Origin of the sequence: uncultured Eubacterium sp. (genome assembly GCF_934295145.1) — a bacterium.
In the GTDB taxonomy this organism is placed as follows: Bacteria; Bacillota; Clostridia; order Lachnospirales; family Lachnospiraceae; genus Eubacterium_I.
The window spans coordinates 37,158-56,672 of the sequence record NZ_CAKRAS010000007.1; the positions used below are offsets into that span (position 1 = coordinate 37,158).

Below are 19,515 nucleotides of genomic sequence, written 5' to 3' on the forward strand. Positions count from 1 at the left end.
CGATATCTATAAATAACATATCTTTCCTCCCATTCTGTCTTATGCGTCGCCTCTTGCTTTCTCTTCACAGTAGATTCGATATTCCTCAGAGTCATACCACTCTTTGCTCTTGAAGTAACCCGGTTTGCTGTCTTTTGATACAAGATTTCCGACTATAAGAACCAGAAGACTTGTTACAATGATCACATAACTTACATGGATATTCTCCAAATGTGCTTTCTCAAGAATGCTTGTTCCAAATGTCCAGAACGTTGCTACAATCCAACTGATAACAAAGGTAAGTACGCCGACTTTTGCATTTCGTTTCCACCACATACCAAAAATAAAGAGTAACGCTACCGGAATCATGAATGAATAGATCCATGTAAACATGACAACGATGGTCGGTAAGGTCTGAGCCATGATACAGCAGATCACTGCACCGATGGTGATGAACAGACGAATGTAATTTGCTTCCTGTTTCTCAGTCATATCTTTTTTATAGAAACGTTTGATAAAGTCTACAGTGATCGCGGTAGACGGTCCCATCAGGAATCCACCGAAAGATGAAAGCAGTGCTGCAACAAATGCTGCAAACAGGATTGCAATAAACCATGGTGGAATCAGGGATAATAACATCTGTGTTGTTACAAGTTTGTTATCAAAAGCAGCAAATTCAGGCATCTGACGTGCTGTCATTGCAAGACAAATGGAAATTGCGCCGATAATTACGTTCATTGGTCCTACGAACCATGCGATTCTCTTTAATGCTTTTTCACTCTTTGCGGATGCTGCAGTCTGGATGGTCTGCTGTCCGGAAATATGAGCAAAGAACGGTGCGATCAGGATTGGAATACCTACATTCAGAAAGTGCTCTTTACCACCTGTAAATAACAGGAAGTTCGGATATTCCGCTGGACGGGATGCATAATAATCTGCAACCGAACTAAAGTTGTGTCCCGGGAGTTTGGCGATTACGAAGATCAGGGCTCCAAACATACCTACATAAAGAATAACTACATTAATGATATTTAACATGGCAACCTGCTTGGTTCCACCGAATACACAGTAACAATATCCAATGACTGCAGCTACCAGTACTGTAATTTTTAACGGAATACCAGTCAGTGAATTGATGATAATTCCAAGTGCCTGTGTTTCAAAAGATGTAACAGCCCAGCATACTGCGATGTTGACTGCCGCAATCAGTACTGCCAGTTCTGAACAGTATAGTTTTGTTGCGATTTCACCGGTTGTTGTGATACGCATACGACGTGCCCAACGATAAATCGTGTAAGCACCCAGTGCCATTGCAAATCCATTTGCCATAACATGCCAGATCTGTGTAGCACCAAGACTTAAGGAACCTTCCCATGTACCGGTCAAATGTCCTGAGCCTAACAGTGTCAGACACATGGTCGTTCCGATTGCCCATGTACCAAGACTCCTTCCACCAAGAGCAAAGGACTCATCCTGGTTGCCTTTTTTCTTATTTTGTCTTGCCAGTAAAATCATTACCAGCGCGATTGTAATCACTTCATACAATACAACAAATACGATAACTCCTGTTTTCATACGTTATTTTCTCCTTCTCATATACTGACGGAGCGCCATGGAACAGGCTTTCTGTTCCTGACCTTTCAAATTCCCCATATAGTCTGAAATTTTTTCCATCTTATAGCCATCGAGATGAAGGTCTTTCGACTTTGATTTCCGAAGCCATCCGCTTTTGATGCAATACGCTTTTGCAATCTTTCCGTTTCGCCAGACGGCTACCAGGGCATCTGTAGAAGAAAGGAAGAGAAGCCCCTTGGAACCACCAAAGAAGATATCACAGCCTTGCGGCATCTGCGCCCGAACTTTTTCCACAACTCTGGAATTTCCCATGGATGATATCCCATTTAATATAAATAAAATGCCCAGTATCATAAATATTGTGGTAATCATTCAAAAGTCCCTCCATCTCTATATATACCAAAATTTTTCTCTAGCGAATATCCTCCCAAGGATATAAAATTACTTCAAATGCCGTTCCCTCTCTCATTGCTGCCAGACCTTCTGCGAAGTCTTCCAGCGGAAGTCTGTGTGTGATGAGGTGATCAAAGTTGATTGCACCGCTCTCCAGAACTTTTCCTACGGTCTGCAATGTGTAACAGCCAATGAAGCTTCCATAAATAGTAATACCCTGTCTGGTCCAGTCTGACTGACAGACTTCCTGTCTCGCATTCTGATTTAATCCGAATAATAATACCTGACCTGCCGGTTTTACACATTTTACTGCATCATTGACCAGAACACCAACGGCATCTACTACGATATCTGCGCCGCGACCATGCGTCTCTTTCTTTACCTCTGCTGCAAGATCCTCTTTCATCGGATTGATGATACGGTCTGCGCCACTCTTTAACGCATACTCTGCTCTGAACTCTGACACTTCCGATACGAGAACTTTTCCCGCACCGCTCATTTTCAACAAGGTTGCAAAATACATTCCGATTGGTCCGCCGCCCAGGATCACTACGTTGTCACCCGGCATTACTTTCAGTTTCTTCACTGCGCCCATAACACAGTTTAACGGCTCCGCAAAAATCGCACGGTCCAACGGAACATCCCTGTCAATTTTTACTGCAGATGATTCCGGAATCACAGCATACTGCGAAAATACACCGTCAATCTGTACGCCCATTGCCTTCACATTGGAGCATACGTTGTAGTTGCCTTCCTGACAATCCGGACAAACGCCGCACTGTAAGTTATTGTCGCAGATGAGATGATCCCCTGCTTTAAAAGTTTTTACCCCTGAACCAACTTCTAAAACTTCACCTACAAATTCATGTCCTAACACAATTCCAGGTGTAGCCTCATACTCAGGCGGATCTGCAAGAATATGTACATCCGTTCCACAAATACTTGCAGCCAGCACTTTTACCAGCATCTGATCCTCTCTCTTGATTTCCGGTACCGGTCTGGTTGTGATTGAATATTTTCCCGGTCCTTCGTATACGACAGCTTTCATTTCCATCATTACTACCTCCTCTGTTTATTTTATGTTTTACTATTAAAGCAATTCGTGTGCCATTTTCTGCTTTACCAGATAAAATCCTGTTTTTTTCTGTTTTTTGTCTGAAATTTGTCTTTTTTCGCCTTGACCATCTGCCAAATTCGTGTCATAATTTTACAAGATAACTGCGTTCATGTCACATCATTGTCTTTTTTTTGGCACAAGGAGGTTTTTATGATTACATACACTGACGAATACGCAAATACGACCGGAAATTACTGGCAACAGTACATCGCAGACGGCACTCCGCTTCCTCAGACCCTGGATACACTCCGTCCCGAAATCCTTGCCTCCTGGAAAAGATCTATCGCTTATGGCATCGATCCACTCGTTCCAATCCATACTTCGCTCCCTGCAGAGCAGTTGCAGGTTCTTCTGGAACAGAATCACGATCTAATCCAGACTGCCCACGCACATATGGCGGGATTTTTTCCCTACATTAAAGGAACCAATTTTGCCATGGCACTTGCCAATGCAGACGGATATATCCTCGATCTGATCACGGATGACGGCAAAATCCGCAATCAGGCCACAAAAACCGGTCTGCGCATTGGCTGCCGCCGTTCCGAAAATGCTACGGGGACTTCCGGTATCGCCATGTGCCTTGCCATTGATGAACCATGTGAAGTATACGGCAAAGAACATTTTCTGGAATGCAATCAGGAATACGCCTGTTGCGCGGCTCCGCTGCATGACCAGAACGGTCTGCTCATCGGATGCCTGTCCCTAATCGGCCCCTGCAATCTTACCTCGGCACATTCCCTTGGCATGATCACAGCGGCCGCAGACGGCATTCAGAAAGAATTTTCCCTCCGGATTTACGCAAGACAGCTTGCCTCAGCAAATAATAACCTGAACCTGATGCTGAATTCCCTCTCCAATGCAGTGCTCCTGATCGACCGCGCCGGAACGGTCATTCAGTATAACAAAAAAGCACTTGACATGTTTCAGCCGGGCAGAAGTCTCACCGGTCTGTCCCTGTATGAGCTGTTAGGCAGCCGTAAGATGACCGATACGATTATCCAGACAACCAAAAGCATCTACAATCAGGAAGCAACCATCACAACCGTTTCCGGTAAATCACAGGCAATCCTGATCAACGTATCCTGTTGTGACTCCGAATCGCAGAATCTGATCCTGACTATCGACAAGCGTCAGAATATTTACAAACTAGTCAACAGTATCAGTCATTTTTCGGCAAAATACACTTTTGATACGATCATCGGCGACTCTCTGAGTATGAAACAGGTAAAAAAATTAGGGGAACTGGCTGCAAAAAATGATTCCAATCTGCTAATCCTTGGAGAGTGCGGAACCGGTAAAGACCTGCTGGCTCAGGCGGTGCACAACGCCAGCAACCGGGCAAACGGGCCGTTTCTTCCGATTAACTGCGCCGCCCTGCCAAAAAATCTGATTGAAAGTGAACTCTTCGGTTACGAGGGCGGTGCTTTCACCGGTGCGCAAAAAAACGGTGCCCCGGGTAAATTTGAACTTGCAGAAGACGGAACCATCTTCTTGGACGAAATCGGCGATATGCCATTGGAATTGCAAACCACACTACTTCGTGTATTACAGAATAAAGAAATCATCCGTGTCGGTGGCAAGAAACCGATTCCGATCAACGTTCGTGTCATTGCCGCTACAAACTCCAACCTGGAAGAAGCAGTACAAAATAAACAATTCCGAAGTGACCTCTATTACCGTTTAAATGTACTCTCCATCACGATTCCTCCACTGCGCTACCGTAAAGAAGACATCTCTCCATTGATTGATCACTTTACGAAATCGCATACTTCCGGCGAACTGGATCTGAATTTTTTTACACCGGAAGACCGACAGTTGATGCTGAACTACAACTGGCCGGGAAACGTCCGGGAACTGGAAAATATGGTAGAACGGGTGATCTGTTCCTCAGCGGACGGAACGATCTCTTCCAGTCAGATTTTAAAACTGTTTCTGCATGTGGATCATCAGATCTCCACAGAGCCTTCTGATTATTCCGACCCCGATCTGATAAACGACTACTACACAGCACCTCAGGCTGTTCCTGATTCTGCAGTTGCAATATCACCATTTACTGCTTCTTCCATGCATAAGCCTGAGACATCTGCCGCTCCAGTTGATGCCACTGCGGAATCCACCCTGCCGCTTTCCCCGGCCAAGGAATGTGCCATGATCATTCAAGTATTACGGGAAGAACATGGACATATTCCGAGCGTCTCTGAACGGCTTCATATTCCGCGCCGAACGCTATACCGCAAAATCAAAAAATACAATATCGATCTGACTACATTCCGTGTCTGGTAAAATCACCATATTTCAGGCAAAATAATATAAGAAAACGGACTGTCCGCAATGGACACCCCGTTTTCTTATATTATCTTAATCTTACTTATACCATTTCTGTTATTATCACTCTCTTATTACCAGTTTCGGAGTAAAATCAAAAGATACATCCAATGAAGGATCTTTTATTTTCTCCAGCAGACGCATCGCCGCATATTCCCCAAATTTTTCTTTTGGATGAGCAACAGAAGTAAACCCCTGCTCTTTTGCAATATCAGAATCATCAAAACCGCAAATTTCAATGTTCTGATTAAAAACACTGTGCAGCTTCAGATATCTTCTCAAATGCAATGCTGCCATATCATCCTGACAGATCACCGCCGTACAGGTGGATAATGCTGTAAATAACCTCACATTCAAGGGATCCGTAAAGGTTGCCAGCAGATCATCACTGTTATACCAAAATATATTCTCGTCCCTTATTTCAATCCCGGCTTTCTGATACGCCTTTACAAAACCAAGATAGCGCTTTGTTCCGGTCTGTTCATCCAGCTTACAAATGATCACAATATTTCTGTGTCCCTTTTTCAACAGATATTCTGTCAATTTAAATCCTGCTTCTTCATCCCCTGTCGTAATGGCAGATATCGGAAGCGTTGGAATCTTGGCATGCAGCAATATCGCCGGTTTAGTATTTGCAATCTGCTGATACAAATCATAATTGAGCTGCGGCAACGCTGCTTTGGCAGGTTCAATGATCAATCCAGCAAAATCACCGTACAAAAAATCTTCCAGAGCAGTTCGTTCCTGTGAGATCCGGTTGTTTGTAAACTGTAAGACTGCTGTATAACCACATTTATCCAGCGCATTATTAATTCCCTGTACAATCGCCGGGAAAATATAATTATCAATATTATTCATCAGCACGCCTATCCGTTTAGAATTGGCATTTTCCGGTGATACGATCGGATACCCCGATGTGTGCACATAGGTGCCGCTTCCTTTTACCTTATAAACCATATTTTCTTTTTCCAGCACTGCGATTCCTTTTCTTACAGTATCCCGACTGACTCCAAAGTGTTCCGCCAGTTCTGTCTCTGTGGGAATACGATCACCATCTTTGTAGACGCCCGCAATAATCTGCTCTCTCAGCCATACTGCAAGATCACTGTATTTAAAACGTATCATATTTTATCCTTTCTTTTCATTAATTTCACCATTCTTATTAGTTCTATCATATAGCATTTAGTCTTACTATACAACTACTTTTTCAAATTTGTATGATTATTTTGAACTTTTTTCCCACAAATTTTATGTTAGAAGTCACCAAACATTGAGTTGTATGCATTTATTTGTATACTTATCTATTGTTTTTACGAAATTTGTATGGTAATATGACTGCATTAAACAGGTGACTTGCAAAACTAACGATATATTTACAAGTCTAAATCAAAAAGGGAGGTATATACAAATTATGGCAACATTAAAAATGATGTCCACACCGCTTACATTAGGACCGGTTACCATCAAAAACCGGTTTATCGTTTCTCCGATGGTCATGAACTGCTGTAACGAAGATGGTACAGCGACCGAAAAGTTCATCGCATATCATGAAGAAAAGGCAAAAGGCGGATGGGGACTGATCGTTACAGAAGATTATGCTGTCGACCCGACCGGAAGAACATATCAATATGTTCCGGGATTATGGGCAGATTATCAGATTGCGTCACACAGACAACTTACGGACCGCGTACATGCTGCCGGTGCCAAAATCTACGCACAGATCTATCATGGTGGACGCCAGACTGAAGAATGGATCACAGGATGTCAGGTATGGGCTCCGTCTCCGATTCCATGTCCGGTAAAAAAAGCACTTCCGCATGAAATGACAACGCAGGAAGTTGACGACATGATTGAAAAATTCGGTGATGCTGCACTGCGTGCCAAAGAGGCTGGTTTTGACGGTGTACAGATCCATGGTGCCCATGGATATCTCGTCTGTGAATTTGCTTCCGCTTATTCCAACAAACGTACGGACAAATATGGCGGAAACCTTGTAAACCGCATGCGTTTCCCGGTGGAAATCATTAAAAATATCCGTAAAAAATGCGGTGACGATTTTGCGATTGATTATAAAATCTCCGGAGAAGAATGTACCGACGGTGGCACAAACATCGAAGATACCAAAGCTATGGCAATTATGTTGGAAGAAGCCGGCATCAATTCCCTGAATGTATCTGTGGCCGTTTACGAAACCTGGTATATGCAGGTTCCACCTGCTGTCATGGGACATGGATGGCTAACCCACTACGCTGAGGAAATCCGTAAAGTCGTTGATATTCCGGTTACAACGGTTGGACGTATCAATGATCCACTGGTAGCAGAAAGTATTATCCGCAGTGGAAAGGCTGATGCCTGTTATATGGGACGTGCCTCTCTGGCCGATCCTCATATGCCAAACAAAGCATTGTGTGGACATTTTGAAGATATTATCACCTGTATCGCCTGTCTTCAGGGCTGTACAGAGAAAATTGACAGCGGTTTTCATGGTAGCTGTACCTTAAATCCACGTACTGTTATGGAAGATGAGCTGCAAATCACCCCAGCTGAGACAAAGAAAAATATCTATGTGGCCGGCGGCGGTCCTTCCGGTGCAGAAGCAGCCATTGTACTGGCACAGCGCGGACATACCGTTACGATATTTGAAAAATCTGATCATCTTGGCGGCATGTATAAGACAGCTGCAGTTCCACCTTGGAAAGGTGAGATTTCTGCTTTTGTTGTATGGCAGCGTACTCAGTTGGAAAAGCTTGGCGTAACCATCCTCTATAATACGGAACTGACACCGGAAATTGTTGCTGCAGATAAGCCGGATACGGTAGTTGTCGCAACCGGAAGTCATCCGTTTGTTCCACCGTTTCCTGGCAAAGATCAGGATTTCGTCGTAAGTGCTGTTGATCTTCTGGAAGGCAGACTTCAGGTAAACGGTTCAGCAGCGGTCATCGGTGGCGGTCTGGTTGGCGGTGAGACAGCCAATTTCCTTGCTACCCATGGCAACCCGGTAACCATCATCGAGATGCTTCCCGAGATTGTTGCAGAGGAACCTGGTAATATGAAGCGTTTCCTGATGAAATCCTTTGCAGAGCATGGTGTTGATATTCATGAAAGTACCGCTGTACAAACCATCAACGAAGATCATACCATTACTGTAAAATTTGGCGGTAATGAGCAGATTCTCGGACCGTTTGACTATGTAATTACCGCTGTCGGCATGCGTGCCAATACCGAATTAAAAGATACGCTAGAATCTCTCGTTTCTGAGGTTGTATACGTCGGAGACGCATTAAAACCGGGCAATGCACTAGATGCCATCAAAGAAGGTTATACCGCAGCATTGACAATATAATACAGTTCAAGTCGAACGCACGTGAGACTTGGTACGTGATTCTGATCAGCGAAAGCTGACATATTCTTCTCCAAATCACTGCACATTCAAAGCCCGGTCAGAATATTTTCTGATCGGGCTGTTTTTTATTCCTGTTATTCTACTCTTTTATCAATTTCCGCCATATACCTAATCAGCAATCAGTGACGCGATTTCCTCTGCTGTGATTCCGTATACCGCATGTTCCATATCGTGTTTTTTTAATCTCTCCAATATAACTTTTCGATCATATCTACACCCGATCAGAACCCCGCAGATTTTTTCTGCATCCACAGTTGCAAAAAAATCTCCATATACTGCCGCATTGCAGATTTGTCCTTTTTTGATTTCCAGTTGAAATTGCATCTTTCCTCCCGCAAACCTTCCGGTTCTTTCGATATTGAATCTAGGGGATGCTCCAAAAATGCTTTCCCAGTTGTGAAACTTTTCTTCTGCGATCTGACGGATCCGCTGCCTGTCTTCTTCCGTCACAATATAAGTGTCTGTCCGTCCGTGCATTATGAATTTCACCATCTGCCACTTAAATTTCTCTGCCTCCATCGGATTCTGCATATGATCTGCAATATTTGTCACCCTGTCACGAACAGATTTTATACTTTTGGACAATATTTTATAATCATCCACCGTTGTAGATGCAACCATCTGATCAATATCAGTCTGATACAGCAACGAACCATGATGTACCGTACACTCTCCAAGACGATACTGTGCGTTTCCGGAAAATTTTCGTCCGTCAATCGTCAGATCATTTCTCCCGTTAAATGATGCGTATATTCCAAGTTCTCTCAATGCATCAATAACCGGTTCGATATACTCCTGAAATTCTATTTCCCGGTCTGATCTTTTCTGTATAAAGGTAAATTGCCAGCCTCCAAGATCTGTATAGATTGTTCCTCCCCCACTCATCCGCCGAACAATATGTATCCCATGCTCATCCGCATAAGGCTTATTGATCTCTTCCAGAACATTTTGAAATTTTCCAACCATCAATGTCGGTGTTGTCTGCCAGAACAGAAAAACCGTATCCGGCAGTATTTTTTCCACAGTAAAATAATATTCCAATGCGAAATTATAATATACATCCGCAGATCCTGTTTCAATATAGATCATGCTGCCCCTCCAATACCTCCCATGCACGATAAGAACTGCGTGCCAGAGGAGCGGATGCCACATGCTGAAATCCTTTTTGTAATGCCATATTTTTGTAACGCTTAAAATCTTCCGGTGTAGCATACCGCGCCATTGGGTAATGATCTTTCGTTGGCTGCAAATATTGTCCTATCGTCAGAATATCACATCCGGTTTCCAGAATATCGTCCATCAGTTCTGAAATCTCTTCCTCTGTTTCCCCCAGTCCTACCATGAATCCTGTTTTCGTAAGCAATGCCGGTTTTTTCTCCTTACAATACCGGAGCACCCGCAGAGATCTCTCATAATCTGCCTGTGGACGAACTTCTTTCTGCAGTGAACGTACCATTTCCACGTTGTGGTTCAGTACATCCGGTCTGGAATCCAGCACCACATCCAACGCTTCTGTATTCATTTTCATATCTGAGATCAACGTTTCTACGGTCGTCCCCGGACATTTTTCATGAATTGCCATAACAGTCTGCGCAAATTGTTCCGCGCCGCCATCCGGCAGATCATCTCTGGTCGCACAGGTCAGCACTACATGACGCAGACCAAGTTTCTTTGCCGCCTCAGCTACATTCTCCGGCTCTTTCGAATCTGGTGGAAGCGGTCTTCCAGTCGTTACATTACAGAAACGGCAGTTTCTGGTACAAATACTTCCAAGTATCATAAATGTCGAGGTATGCTTCTGGTAACATTCTCCCAGATTCGGACAATTCGCTTCTTTACATACCGTATTTAAGTTCAGATCTCTCATGAGTTCCGCCACTTCCTGAACTGCATTCTGATTATACCGTACCTTCAGCCAGTCTGGTTTTCGCTCCATCATTTTCCTCCTTCCACTTCCAGTACAGCTACCTCAGCATCCACCTCTATGGTATCTCCTTCTTCACAAAGCTGCTGTTTTAAAATGCCATCCTCCGGAGCTTCGATCTGATTCACCACTTTATCTGTTTCCACTTCAAACAGCGGTTCTCCGGCACGCACGGTTTCCCCTTCTTCTTTCATCCAGGCACATACCACGCCACGTTTCATTTCCGGTCTCAGTTTTGGCATTTTTACTTCCTTTTTCATCATTTATTTCCTCACTTTCCATATTTTGTTACATCAGCAGTTCCATCAGTTCATCTGCATATTCTCCACCAAGTTTTTCACAGGATTCGTAAAATCCAACCGGATCCAGTCTGGCTCCCTGAAAGAGCATCTCTGCCTCCGATTCTCTGAACCATTCGGATTGTAGCGCAAACGCACAAATCATTCCTTTCTTCGCCTGATAGGAAACCCGGATTGGTTTTCCACGATACATTCCTTTCTTTTCATAAGTAAAAGCCGGTGTCTGCCCCCAGATCCACTCCCAGCTATGATACTTCTTATCCCTCAGTTGCAGCACTTCCGCCACCTGGGACATTCCCAGGTGGATCCTTTTCGTATCCGCAGGCAGCACCTCCTCCAGTAGTTTTTCCTGAAATTCTTCCAGTGTCATTGCCTCTGACAGATGCTCACTGATATTTGTCACTTGACAGACTGCAGATTTTGTTCCATGTGACTGGAAACATTCATTTTTATGATGCGTTGTGATCTCATCCAACAGTTCAAGATCTGACGAAAACAGAAGCGTTCCATGATGCAGGATACGTTTTCTGACCATCCGCTGTGCACTGCCGGATATTTTCTGACTGCCAATAGAGATGTCGCAGGATCTGTTTTTGCCCGCCGGTATTCCCAGTGCAATAAGTGCCCGGATTACCGGTTCCAGACACATATCATAATCCGGATTGTCTCCCGCATTCCGTATCAGCGTATAATTTATATTTCCAAGATCATGATATACGGTCCCGCCTCCGGTGATTCTTCTGAGCACTGGGATATTCCGGTCTATCAAACTTTTCATGTTTACTTCACGGCAGATATTCTGATAACTGCCCACTATGACAGCCGGTCTGTCCTGCCACAGATAAAAAATATCATCCTTCTGATATCTCATAAAAATGTATTCCTCTAATGCGAGATTATAAAATGGATCTTTCGAACTGTTATATACTGTCAACATATCATTCTCTCCCCGTCCATCCAGCTCATATGCTCCATTATTTCCACCGGAATCCCATATCGTTTTGAAAACCCTTCTGCCGCCTGTGTGCCAAGCAGCCAGTAATAGCAGCTGTCATCACTGTGAAATGGCAGATGATACAGAAAGATACGATCCGCGCCAAGCTGCTCCACGCACTTTCTTCCACCGAAGCCTCCCAGCTGATACAGATTTACAAATGCTGCATTGATCCGATAGGCATACTTGCGAAAGGCTTTTGCATCATCCAGCAGAAGTGCTGCATCTCCTGCCACAAAGAAGGTTTCATTTCCCATTTTGACCAAAAATGATTCATGTGGATCACATTTCCATGGTCCACCATCATGCATTGTCCTTCTTGTAATTATTTCAGCATTTTTAATCCGTATCCGCTTCATACCATCACCCAGATCACGGTACATTGCATTGGTTTTTTCCCAGTCAGGCGCATAAGTGATAACCGTTTTCTTCTGCATAGATAACATATCCATATATGCCTCTGTCATCTTTTCATGATAATGATCCGGATGTCTGTGGGTGAACAAAAGTCCATCTACATGCTGCCAGATTCCTTTGCACTGTTCCAAGTCCCCCTTCCACTTTTCTGGCATGGCGGACATGCCAACATTACTTCCATCATAAATTCCATCAATTAAAATTCCTGTTCCATCCCGGTAAAAGAACAGCCCAGCATTCCCTGCATGAAAAATTTCTGTTTTCATCTGTTTTTTATCCTCTCTATGCGATCAGCAACTGAATAAAAGCATTCTGATCCAGATGACGGTAACATGATTCCAGATCAAATCCATGTAGCCGGTTATGCAATGCCGGTTCATTCAGATGACAACCTTTTAACAGTTCCTGCAATTCCTCTGTATCTCCGTCTCCAAAGTAGTCTCCATAACTGCGATACTGATTGATACAGCCCTGTTCCACGTTCATATGGATTTCGATCTGTCCGCATCCTTCGATCCGGCGCTTTTTGTGTACGGTAAATTCCGGTGATTCACCATAGGTCCATTCCCAGGTATTGTAACGTTCCTCCTGGATCTTGCGGATACGCGTCAGGTCTTCTTCGTTTAGATGATATACTTCCACATCACTGCCAAATACCATGTATTTTTTCAGGATGCTTTTAAAGGTCTCCATGCCCATATCTCCCGGCACATACGGTCTGATGTTCGTCACACGGCTTCTGACGGATTGGAATCCTTTGGACTCATATTTATCACTGGACACCTGCAAAGCTTTAGACACCACGGACAGATCTGAATCAAACATCAATGTTCCGTGATGCATGATGCGTCCATGCTTGATATACTGAGAGTTCCCGGAGAATTTCTTTCCGTCAATGGTGATATCATTTCTGCCACTGACTTCTGCTTTGACACCGATCTGTTCCAGCGTGTTTACAACCGGCAGACAGAAAGCCTGCAAATTCAGTTGCTCCATATTGCCTGCATCTGCGATAAAGGTAAAATTCACATTTCCCATATCATGATACACGGCACCACCTCCGGACAGTCTGCGCACAACGGTAATGTCATGTTCTTTCACATATTCATGATTAATCTCCTGTACCGTATTCTGATGTTTTCCGACCACAATAGTATTATGATTCTGCCATAACCAGAAATACTCACGATCTGTTGGCATCTCGTCAAATACATATTGCTCCAGTGCCAGATTAAATCTCGGATCATTTGAATTACTTTCTATAAAAACTACTTTTTTTCTCATATACTATATCTCCTTTTTTTTATCTGACTTTCTTTTCTGTTTCTATCTGTACCTGAACCTCATGTTCAGCGTAATTTTCTTTCAAATAAGGCAAAAGGGAACCATCGGCCGCCGATGATTCCCAAAAAAGAGGGTAGTGAAATTAAATATATCTGAAAACGTTCAAAAAAGGGATGGCGTCCACTTCTGACCTGATATACTTAATCTTCTAATTTGCAGCGAAACCGTTTTTCATATTCCTGTTTCAGACTTTCTCTGAACTCAGGCGCTGCGATATGAATTAACTGATATGCACGTTCTCTTAACGTACATCCATGTAATTTTGCAATTCCGTATTCTGTCACAACATAATCCACATCGCATCTGGATGTTGTGACAGCCGCTCCTTCTGAAAGGAGTGGTACGATCTTTGAGATCGTTCCTTTTGCTGCTGTAGCCGGCATCGCCATGATGGTTCTGCCGCCTTTTGACATATTTGCTCCCCGTACAAAATCAACCTGACCGCCGACTCCGGAAATCTGTTTTAAGCCCACTGACTCAGAACAAACCTGCCCCATCAGATCCACTTCCACACAGGAATTGATGGATACCACATTGTCATTCTGGCAAATCACACGTGGATCATTTACGATATCCACCGTTTTCATCTGAACCATCGGATTATTGTCTACAAAATCATATAATTTCTTTGTTCCCATCAGGAACGTTGCCACGCACTGACCATTATCAATCTGTTTGCATTTGTTGGTGATCACACCCGCATTGATCAGATCAACTACACCATCAGAAAACATTTCAGAATGGATACCAAGGTCTTTTTTATCTTTTAAAAACATCAAAACCGCATCCGGGATTGCTCCGATTCCCAACTGAAGACAATCTCCGTCTTTTACCAGTGACGCAATGTACTCTCCGATCTTTTTTTGCACCTCACCGATCTTTGGCGGCTGAAGTTCGATCAGATCGGTATCCATTGGAACAATATAATCCAGCTCGGATACATGGATAAAATTGTCTCCCATGACTCTTGGCATTTTTTCATTCACCTGTGCAATTCGAATCGCTGCACACTCAGCCGCCGCTTTGGTATAATCACAGGATACCCCAAGAGAACAGTAACCATGTTCATCCGGTGCGCTGACCTGAAGCAGCGCCACATCTACATGCATGTCATTACGAAGCAGATTTGGTACTTCAGAGAAGAAAACCGGCGTAAAATCTGCACGTCCTTCCTCTACTGCCTGTCTGGTAGATCCTCCGACAAACAATGCATTATGTCGAAAATATTTTTCCATCTCCGGTGCACAGTAACCGGCCTTTCCCATAGCAACCATATGTACAACTTCTACGTCCTTCCAGTCGTACTTCTCGGCTGCCGCTGTCATTGCATCTGTGAGGACTACCGGTTCTGCACATGCATGCGCTACAACCACCCGTTCTCCGGATCGGATATGGGATATTGCTTCTTCTGCCGTACAGGTTCTTCCCTTATATATTTTTTTCCAGTCCATAAAAAGTCCCCTTTTCTGTCGCCAGACGCCCCCTTATCAGAGAACATCTGACGCTGTTATATTATTAATAAAGTTCTCTGTAGATTTTGATCAGTCTGTCTCTGTCTAATGGCACGAAGTTATTTGTCAGCAGACGCTGCTGATTTTCCAGAACGGAATCTGCAAATTCTTCAATCTCAGACTCTTTCATACCATACTCATGTAATGGTTTTTTCTGGATGATTACATTTAACAGTTTCTCCAGTTCCTCATAAACGTTTTTCTCATTACATCCAAGAATATGGGCAATAAATTTATTCAGAACTGCAATCTCCCCATCCGTTTTCAGTTCCATATAATTTTTCATAACTCCGGTAAACATCGCATAATTAGATTCTCCATGTGCCACATGATAAGTAGCTCCCAGCGGATAGCTCATTGCATGAACGGCTGCACAACCTGCATTTGCAAAGGCGATGCCCGCATAGTTCGAAGCCATAAGGAACTGGCTGAGCAGCGGAATCCGTGCCTCTTTTCCTTTTTCTGCAATTTCTTTATATCCATTCAGGATCATGCTGATTGCCTGATATCCAAGCAGTCTTGTTGTCTCATTCCCCTTCGGGGAAAGGCTGGACTCAATGGCATGGATCAATGCATCAATGGAACTTGTCGCAAATACGCCAAACGGAAGTCCTTCCAACAACTCCGGAATGAGTACGGCGGTATCCGCATACATCTGATCCACCGCCAGACCTTTTTTGGTTCCTCTGCTGTTTAACGCAAGGATGGAAATGTTGGTCACTTCGGAACCTGTTCCACAAGTGGTCGGAATCAAAATCAGCTCTTTGTTTTTGACCGGCGGAATTTTGCCGTCATACAGATCCAAAACCGGAGAAACTGTCTGTAATGCAAACAGTTTGGAAATATCAATGACAGTTCCACCACCGATGGCTATTACACGCTTATGTTCTCCTTTGATATCTTTATACATTGCTTCTACCATATCATCGGATGGCTCACCCGCACCGTATTTTTCCTGAAAAATCACATCACATTCCAGATTCATCTGCCCGAAATACGGATTATAAATATACTCATTTGTGATAACCAGATCACCTTTACCCGGTTTAAATTCATCTACAAATTCTTTTACGGTATCATATTTAAAAATGGTTGGTTTTAACATTAATTCCTGCATTTGTTCTCCTTTCGCCGATGCTTAGCAGTTAATTGCCCGGCCATAGAAAGCTGCCATAAATGCTTCCGGCATTGCCTCAGAAACCGTTGGATGCGGATGGATGGCTCCGATCACTTCCTCAGCAGTTGCTTCCAGATTCATTGCTACAGAGATTTCTCCAATCATGTCTGTCACATGTTTTCCATACAGATGTACACCAAGGATTTCTCCCAGTTCTTTATCCAGGATCACTTTTACGATTCCGTCGGTGTCTCCCTCAACCAGAGATTTGCCGTTTGCCATCATCGGGAATTTGCCGACCTGAATGTCATAGCCTTTTTCTTTTGCCTGTTTCTCTGTCAGACCGATGCAGGCAATTTCCGGATCCAGATAGATACAGGATGGAATTCTGCCGTAATCCATTTCATGACCACCTTCGCCACAAATGTCTGCCACTGCAACAAAACCTTCATGGGATGCGGTATGTGCCAGCATAACTTTTCCATTAACATCACCAATGGCATAAATATTCGGGATATTTGTATGCATATGGCCATCTGTCTTGATCGCCTTTTTCTCAAACTCGATGCCGATGCCTTCTGCATTCAATCCGTCGGTATTTGCTACACGTCCGACTGCCATCAGAACAACTTCTGCCTCTACGGATTTTTCTTCTCCGTTGTATTCATAAATAACGCTATTGTCTTTTACTTTCTGTACTTTTGCACCGTTACAGAATACTACACCGTTTTTCTCCATACGTTTTTTCGCCATATCGGACACTTCTTCATCTACCATTGGCAAGATGTGATCCATCAGCTCCAGAACAGTTACTTTGGAACCAAGGTGTGAGAATACATGTGCAAACTCAATTCCGATAACACCACCACCGATGATCGCGATGGACTCTGGAAGTGAATCAATATTTAATGCTTCGCGGCTTGTGATCACATTTGTATTGCCTTCCAGTGGAATAAACGGCGGCATAAATGTGTTGGAACCGGTAGCAATGATAAAGTACTCAGATGTATAAGTTTTTCCTTCTACTTCGATGGTATGTGTATCTGTAAAGGAAGCATGACCATTGATGATAGACACTTTATTACCGCGTAACAATCCCTGTACACCGGTTGTTAAAGTCGTTACTACACCATTTTTGCGATCCTGCAGTTTCTTCATATCTACTTTTAATGCAGACTGATCGACTCCGAAGATTGCAAATTTCTCTGCTTCTTTCATTTCTGTATACAGATTTGCGGTACGAACCAGTGTCTTTGTCGGAATACATCCCTCATTCAGACATACACCACCAAAATGTTTTGCTTCCACAATGGCTGTTTTCTTGCCGGACTGAGCAGATTTGATTGCTGTCTCATAACCGCCCGGTCCAGCACCAATAACGATCACTTCGTAATCGTAACTTCCTGAAACTGCTGCCAGAGTCGGTGTAGCTTCTACTACTTTTGCAGTTTCTTCTGCCTGTACCGGAGTCGGTGCATCCACCTCTGCGCCTGCTGCAGCCAATGCTGCGTCCGCATCCTCGCCCGGATCGCCGACAACGGCGATCGGGGTGAATACATCAGCAGTTTCACCTTCTGCAAGGACAATTTTTAATACGGTTCCATCTGCGGTAGCTTCTACCGGCATCGTTGTTTTATCTGTATTGATTTCAAAAAGGACTTCTCCTTTTTTGATGCTTTCGCCTTCTTTTCTGTGCCATTTTACTAACTCGCCTTCATCCATGTTGAAACCGAGTTTTGGCATGATGATTACTTCTGCCATGATGCCCTCCTACAGTAAGATTTTTAACGGATTTTCCAGCAGTTCTTTCATATACTCTACGAACTGTGAAGCCAACAGGCCATCGATCAGTCTGTGATCTACGGAAAGCTGAATGTTCATCATCGGACGGATCTCGATCTTGTCCTCGCCGTCTTCTTCGATGACAACCGGTGTCTTACGAACAGAACTGATAGAAAGGATTGCTGCCTCTGGCGGATTGATAATTGCAGTAAAGTTACCGATACCAAACATTCCAAGGTTGGAGATTGAGAAAGTTCCTCCGGAATATTCTTCTGGTTTCAGATGACCTTCTTTTGCACGGTCAACCAGATCTCTGTTTTCTTCAGAAATGGCTGTCAAAGTCTTCTCCTGAACATTTTTGATAACAGGAACGATCAGACCATTGTCACCGGCAACTGCCACACCGATATTGGTACTCTTGTATGTCACGATATTGCCGTCTACCAGAGAAGAATTGATTCCCGGGAATTTCTGCAATGCTTTGCTTGCCGCGTAAACAAGTATGTCAGATACTGTGATCTTTCTGTCAGATACTTCGTTCATCTGTTTACGGAAAGCAGTCATATTTGTTGTATCTACAGCGTCTGTAAAGTACAGATGCGGTGCTGTAAATTTGCTCTCAGCAAGTTTATCACCAATAATCTTACGTACTCCCTTGTAAGGAACAGAAGAAAGAATCTTCTTATCCGGATTTTCTACAGGTGCTGCCGTCGGAGCTGCACTTGCTGCTTTCTCCACATCGGCTTTCATGATCTTGCCATTGATACCGGTTCCTGCTACTGTAGCAAGATCCACACCTCTCTTTTCTGCCAGTTTTCTTGCAAGTGGTGATGCTTTAATATCTTTCGCTGTGATACCGCCTCGGAAACCGGTTCCTTTGATTTCTTTTAAGGATGCAGGATCGATTCCCTCGTCTTTTACCAGCTTCTTTGCCTTCGGTGTCAGTTTCAGATCTTTGACATCCACTGCCGGAGCTTCCTCTGCAGCAATTGTAACAGGTGCTGCTGCTTCTCCCTCAACAGGTGCTGCCGGCGCATTTCCTCCTTCTGCGCCGTCACCATAAGCTGCCAGTGCTGCATCTGCATCTTCTCCTGCCGCACCAACAACTGCAATCGGAGTAAATACATCTGCATATTCGTTTTCTCCAAGCATTGTTTTTAATAACACTCCGTCACCGGTTGCTTCTACCGGCATTGTAGTCTTATCCGTATTTATCTCAAAAAGTACTTCGCCTTTTTTTACTTCTTCGCCGACCGTTTTACACCAGCGTACAAGCTGTCCCTCGTCCATATTAAATCCGAGTTTCGGCATACAGATTACTTCTGCCATTCTTAT

The 19,515-nt window shown here is 43.8% G+C and carries 16 protein-coding genes; 2 read left to right on the forward strand and 14 right to left on the reverse strand.

Annotated elements, in window-relative coordinates:
- Positions 1-39 precede the first annotated feature (39 nt).
- The 3 genes from Q0I54_RS02455 to Q0I54_RS02465 are packed head-to-tail and all read right to left on the reverse strand — an operon-like array spanning position 40 to position 3,004.
- Complete coding sequence (locus Q0I54_RS02455) at positions 40-1,554, reverse strand: sodium:solute symporter (protein WP_296116145.1); 1,515 nt, start codon at positions 1,552-1,554, stop codon at positions 40-42.
- Positions 1,555-1,557: 3 nt separating this feature from the next.
- Positions 1,558-1,926: a hypothetical protein gene (locus Q0I54_RS02460; protein WP_296116147.1), complete on the reverse strand. Its 369-nt coding sequence runs from the start codon at positions 1,924-1,926 to the stop codon at positions 1,558-1,560.
- A gap of 40 nt (positions 1,927-1,966) precedes the next feature.
- On the reverse strand, positions 1,967-3,004 hold the full coding sequence (locus tag Q0I54_RS02465) for an alcohol dehydrogenase catalytic domain-containing protein (RefSeq protein WP_296116148.1): 1,038 nt from the start codon (positions 3,002-3,004) through the stop codon (positions 1,967-1,969).
- Between the two features lie 210 nt (positions 3,005-3,214).
- Between Q0I54_RS02465 and Q0I54_RS02470 the strand changes: the two genes are divergently transcribed.
- Positions 3,215-5,347, forward strand: coding sequence for a sigma-54-dependent Fis family transcriptional regulator (locus tag Q0I54_RS02470; protein WP_296116150.1), 2,133 nt, complete (start codon positions 3,215-3,217; stop codon positions 5,345-5,347).
- A 105-nt stretch (positions 5,348-5,452) separates the two neighbouring features.
- Here the strand turns inward: Q0I54_RS02470 and Q0I54_RS02475 are convergent, their stop codons facing one another.
- Positions 5,453-6,514, reverse strand: a complete 1,062-nt coding sequence (locus Q0I54_RS02475) for a GntR family transcriptional regulator (protein ID WP_296116152.1) — start codon at positions 6,512-6,514, stop codon at positions 5,453-5,455.
- Positions 6,515-6,800: 286 nt separating this feature from the next.
- Between Q0I54_RS02475 and Q0I54_RS02480 the strand changes: the two genes are divergently transcribed.
- Complete coding sequence (locus Q0I54_RS02480; protein ID WP_296116153.1) at positions 6,801-8,732, forward strand: FAD-dependent oxidoreductase; 1,932 nt, start codon at positions 6,801-6,803, stop codon at positions 8,730-8,732.
- Positions 8,733-8,900: 168 nt separating this feature from the next.
- Here the strand turns inward: Q0I54_RS02480 and Q0I54_RS02485 are convergent, their stop codons facing one another.
- The 10 genes from Q0I54_RS02485 to Q0I54_RS02530 all read right to left on the reverse strand — a co-directional run bounded on the left by Q0I54_RS02485 (position 8,901) and on the right by Q0I54_RS02530 (position 19,509).
- A complete protein-coding gene (locus Q0I54_RS02485) occupies positions 8,901-9,881 on the reverse strand; it encodes a lipoate--protein ligase (RefSeq protein WP_296116155.1) in 981 nt (326 codons plus the stop codon).
- Entirely contained in the window at positions 9,868-10,731 is an 864-nt protein-coding gene (gene lipA, locus Q0I54_RS02490; RefSeq protein WP_296116157.1) for a lipoyl synthase, read from the reverse strand. Before lipA ends, Q0I54_RS02485 begins: the two co-directional genes overlap by 14 nt.
- Entirely contained in the window at positions 10,728-10,979 is a 252-nt protein-coding gene (locus Q0I54_RS02495; protein ID WP_296116158.1) for a biotin/lipoyl-containing protein, read from the reverse strand. The genes lipA and Q0I54_RS02495 overlap by 4 nt, the downstream gene beginning before the upstream one ends.
- 25 nt (positions 10,980-11,004) lie before the next feature.
- The gene (locus tag Q0I54_RS02500; RefSeq protein WP_296116160.1) at positions 11,005-11,952 is read right to left on the reverse strand and encodes a lipoate--protein ligase family protein; all 948 of its coding nucleotides are present in this window, start codon (positions 11,950-11,952) and stop codon (positions 11,005-11,007) included.
- On the reverse strand, positions 11,946-12,692 hold the full coding sequence (locus Q0I54_RS02505) for an MBL fold metallo-hydrolase (RefSeq protein ID WP_296116162.1): 747 nt from the start codon (positions 12,690-12,692) through the stop codon (positions 11,946-11,948). Before Q0I54_RS02505 ends, Q0I54_RS02500 begins: the two co-directional genes overlap by 7 nt.
- A gap of 16 nt (positions 12,693-12,708) precedes the next feature.
- A complete protein-coding gene (locus Q0I54_RS02510) occupies positions 12,709-13,710 on the reverse strand; it encodes a lipoate--protein ligase (RefSeq protein WP_296116164.1) in 1,002 nt (333 codons plus the stop codon).
- A 200-nt stretch (positions 13,711-13,910) separates the two neighbouring features.
- Positions 13,911-15,221 (reverse strand): acetyl-CoA hydrolase/transferase family protein, encoded by a 1,311-nt coding sequence (locus Q0I54_RS02515; RefSeq protein WP_296116166.1) that lies wholly within the window; start codon positions 15,219-15,221, stop codon positions 13,911-13,913.
- Positions 15,222-15,285: 64 nt separating this feature from the next.
- Entirely contained in the window at positions 15,286-16,398 is a 1,113-nt protein-coding gene (locus Q0I54_RS02520) for a 4-hydroxybutyrate dehydrogenase (protein ID WP_296116168.1), read from the reverse strand.
- Positions 16,399-16,419: 21 nt separating this feature from the next.
- Positions 16,420-18,159: a dihydrolipoyl dehydrogenase gene (gene lpdA, locus Q0I54_RS02525; protein WP_296116170.1), complete on the reverse strand. Its 1,740-nt coding sequence runs from the start codon at positions 18,157-18,159 to the stop codon at positions 16,420-16,422.
- A 9-nt stretch (positions 18,160-18,168) separates the two neighbouring features.
- On the reverse strand, positions 18,169-19,509 hold the full coding sequence (locus Q0I54_RS02530) for a dihydrolipoamide acetyltransferase family protein (protein ID WP_296116171.1): 1,341 nt from the start codon (positions 19,507-19,509) through the stop codon (positions 18,169-18,171).
- Positions 19,510-19,515: the final 6 nt, after the last annotated feature.

Coding starts and splice junctions, on each gene's coding strand:
- Q0I54_RS02455 (WP_296116145.1), bottom strand. CDS start 1,554: ATGAAAACAGGAGTTATCGTATTTGTTGTATTGTATGAAGTGATTACA.
- Q0I54_RS02460 (WP_296116147.1), bottom strand. CDS start 1,926: ATGATTACCACAATATTTATGATACTGGGCATTTTATTTATATTAAAT.
- Q0I54_RS02465 (WP_296116148.1), bottom strand. CDS start 3,004: ATGATGGAAATGAAAGCTGTCGTATACGAAGGACCGGGAAAATATTCA.
- Q0I54_RS02470 (WP_296116150.1), top strand. CDS start 3,215: ATGATTACATACACTGACGAATACGCAAATACGACCGGAAATTACTGG.
- Q0I54_RS02475 (WP_296116152.1), bottom strand. CDS start 6,514: ATGATACGTTTTAAATACAGTGATCTTGCAGTATGGCTGAGAGAGCAG.
- Q0I54_RS02480 (WP_296116153.1), top strand. CDS start 6,801: ATGGCAACATTAAAAATGATGTCCACACCGCTTACATTAGGACCGGTT.
- Q0I54_RS02485 (WP_296116155.1), bottom strand. CDS start 9,881: ATGATCTATATTGAAACAGGATCTGCGGATGTATATTATAATTTCGCA.
- lipA (WP_296116157.1), bottom strand. CDS start 10,731: ATGATGGAGCGAAAACCAGACTGGCTGAAGGTACGGTATAATCAGAAT.
- Q0I54_RS02495 (WP_296116158.1), bottom strand. CDS start 10,979: ATGATGAAAAAGGAAGTAAAAATGCCAAAACTGAGACCGGAAATGAAA.
- Q0I54_RS02500 (WP_296116160.1), bottom strand. CDS start 11,952: ATGTTGACAGTATATAACAGTTCGAAAGATCCATTTTATAATCTCGCA.
- Q0I54_RS02505 (WP_296116162.1), bottom strand. CDS start 12,692: ATGAAAACAGAAATTTTTCATGCAGGGAATGCTGGGCTGTTCTTTTAC.
- Q0I54_RS02510 (WP_296116164.1), bottom strand. CDS start 13,710: ATGAGAAAAAAAGTAGTTTTTATAGAAAGTAATTCAAATGATCCGAGA.
- Q0I54_RS02515 (WP_296116166.1), bottom strand. CDS start 15,221: ATGGACTGGAAAAAAATATATAAGGGAAGAACCTGTACGGCAGAAGAA.
- Q0I54_RS02520 (WP_296116168.1), bottom strand. CDS start 16,398: ATGCAGGAATTAATGTTAAAACCAACCATTTTTAAATATGATACCGTA.
- lpdA (WP_296116170.1), bottom strand. CDS start 18,159: ATGGCAGAAGTAATCATCATGCCAAAACTCGGTTTCAACATGGATGAA.
- Q0I54_RS02530 (WP_296116171.1), bottom strand. CDS start 19,509: ATGGCAGAAGTAATCTGTATGCCGAAACTCGGATTTAATATGGACGAG.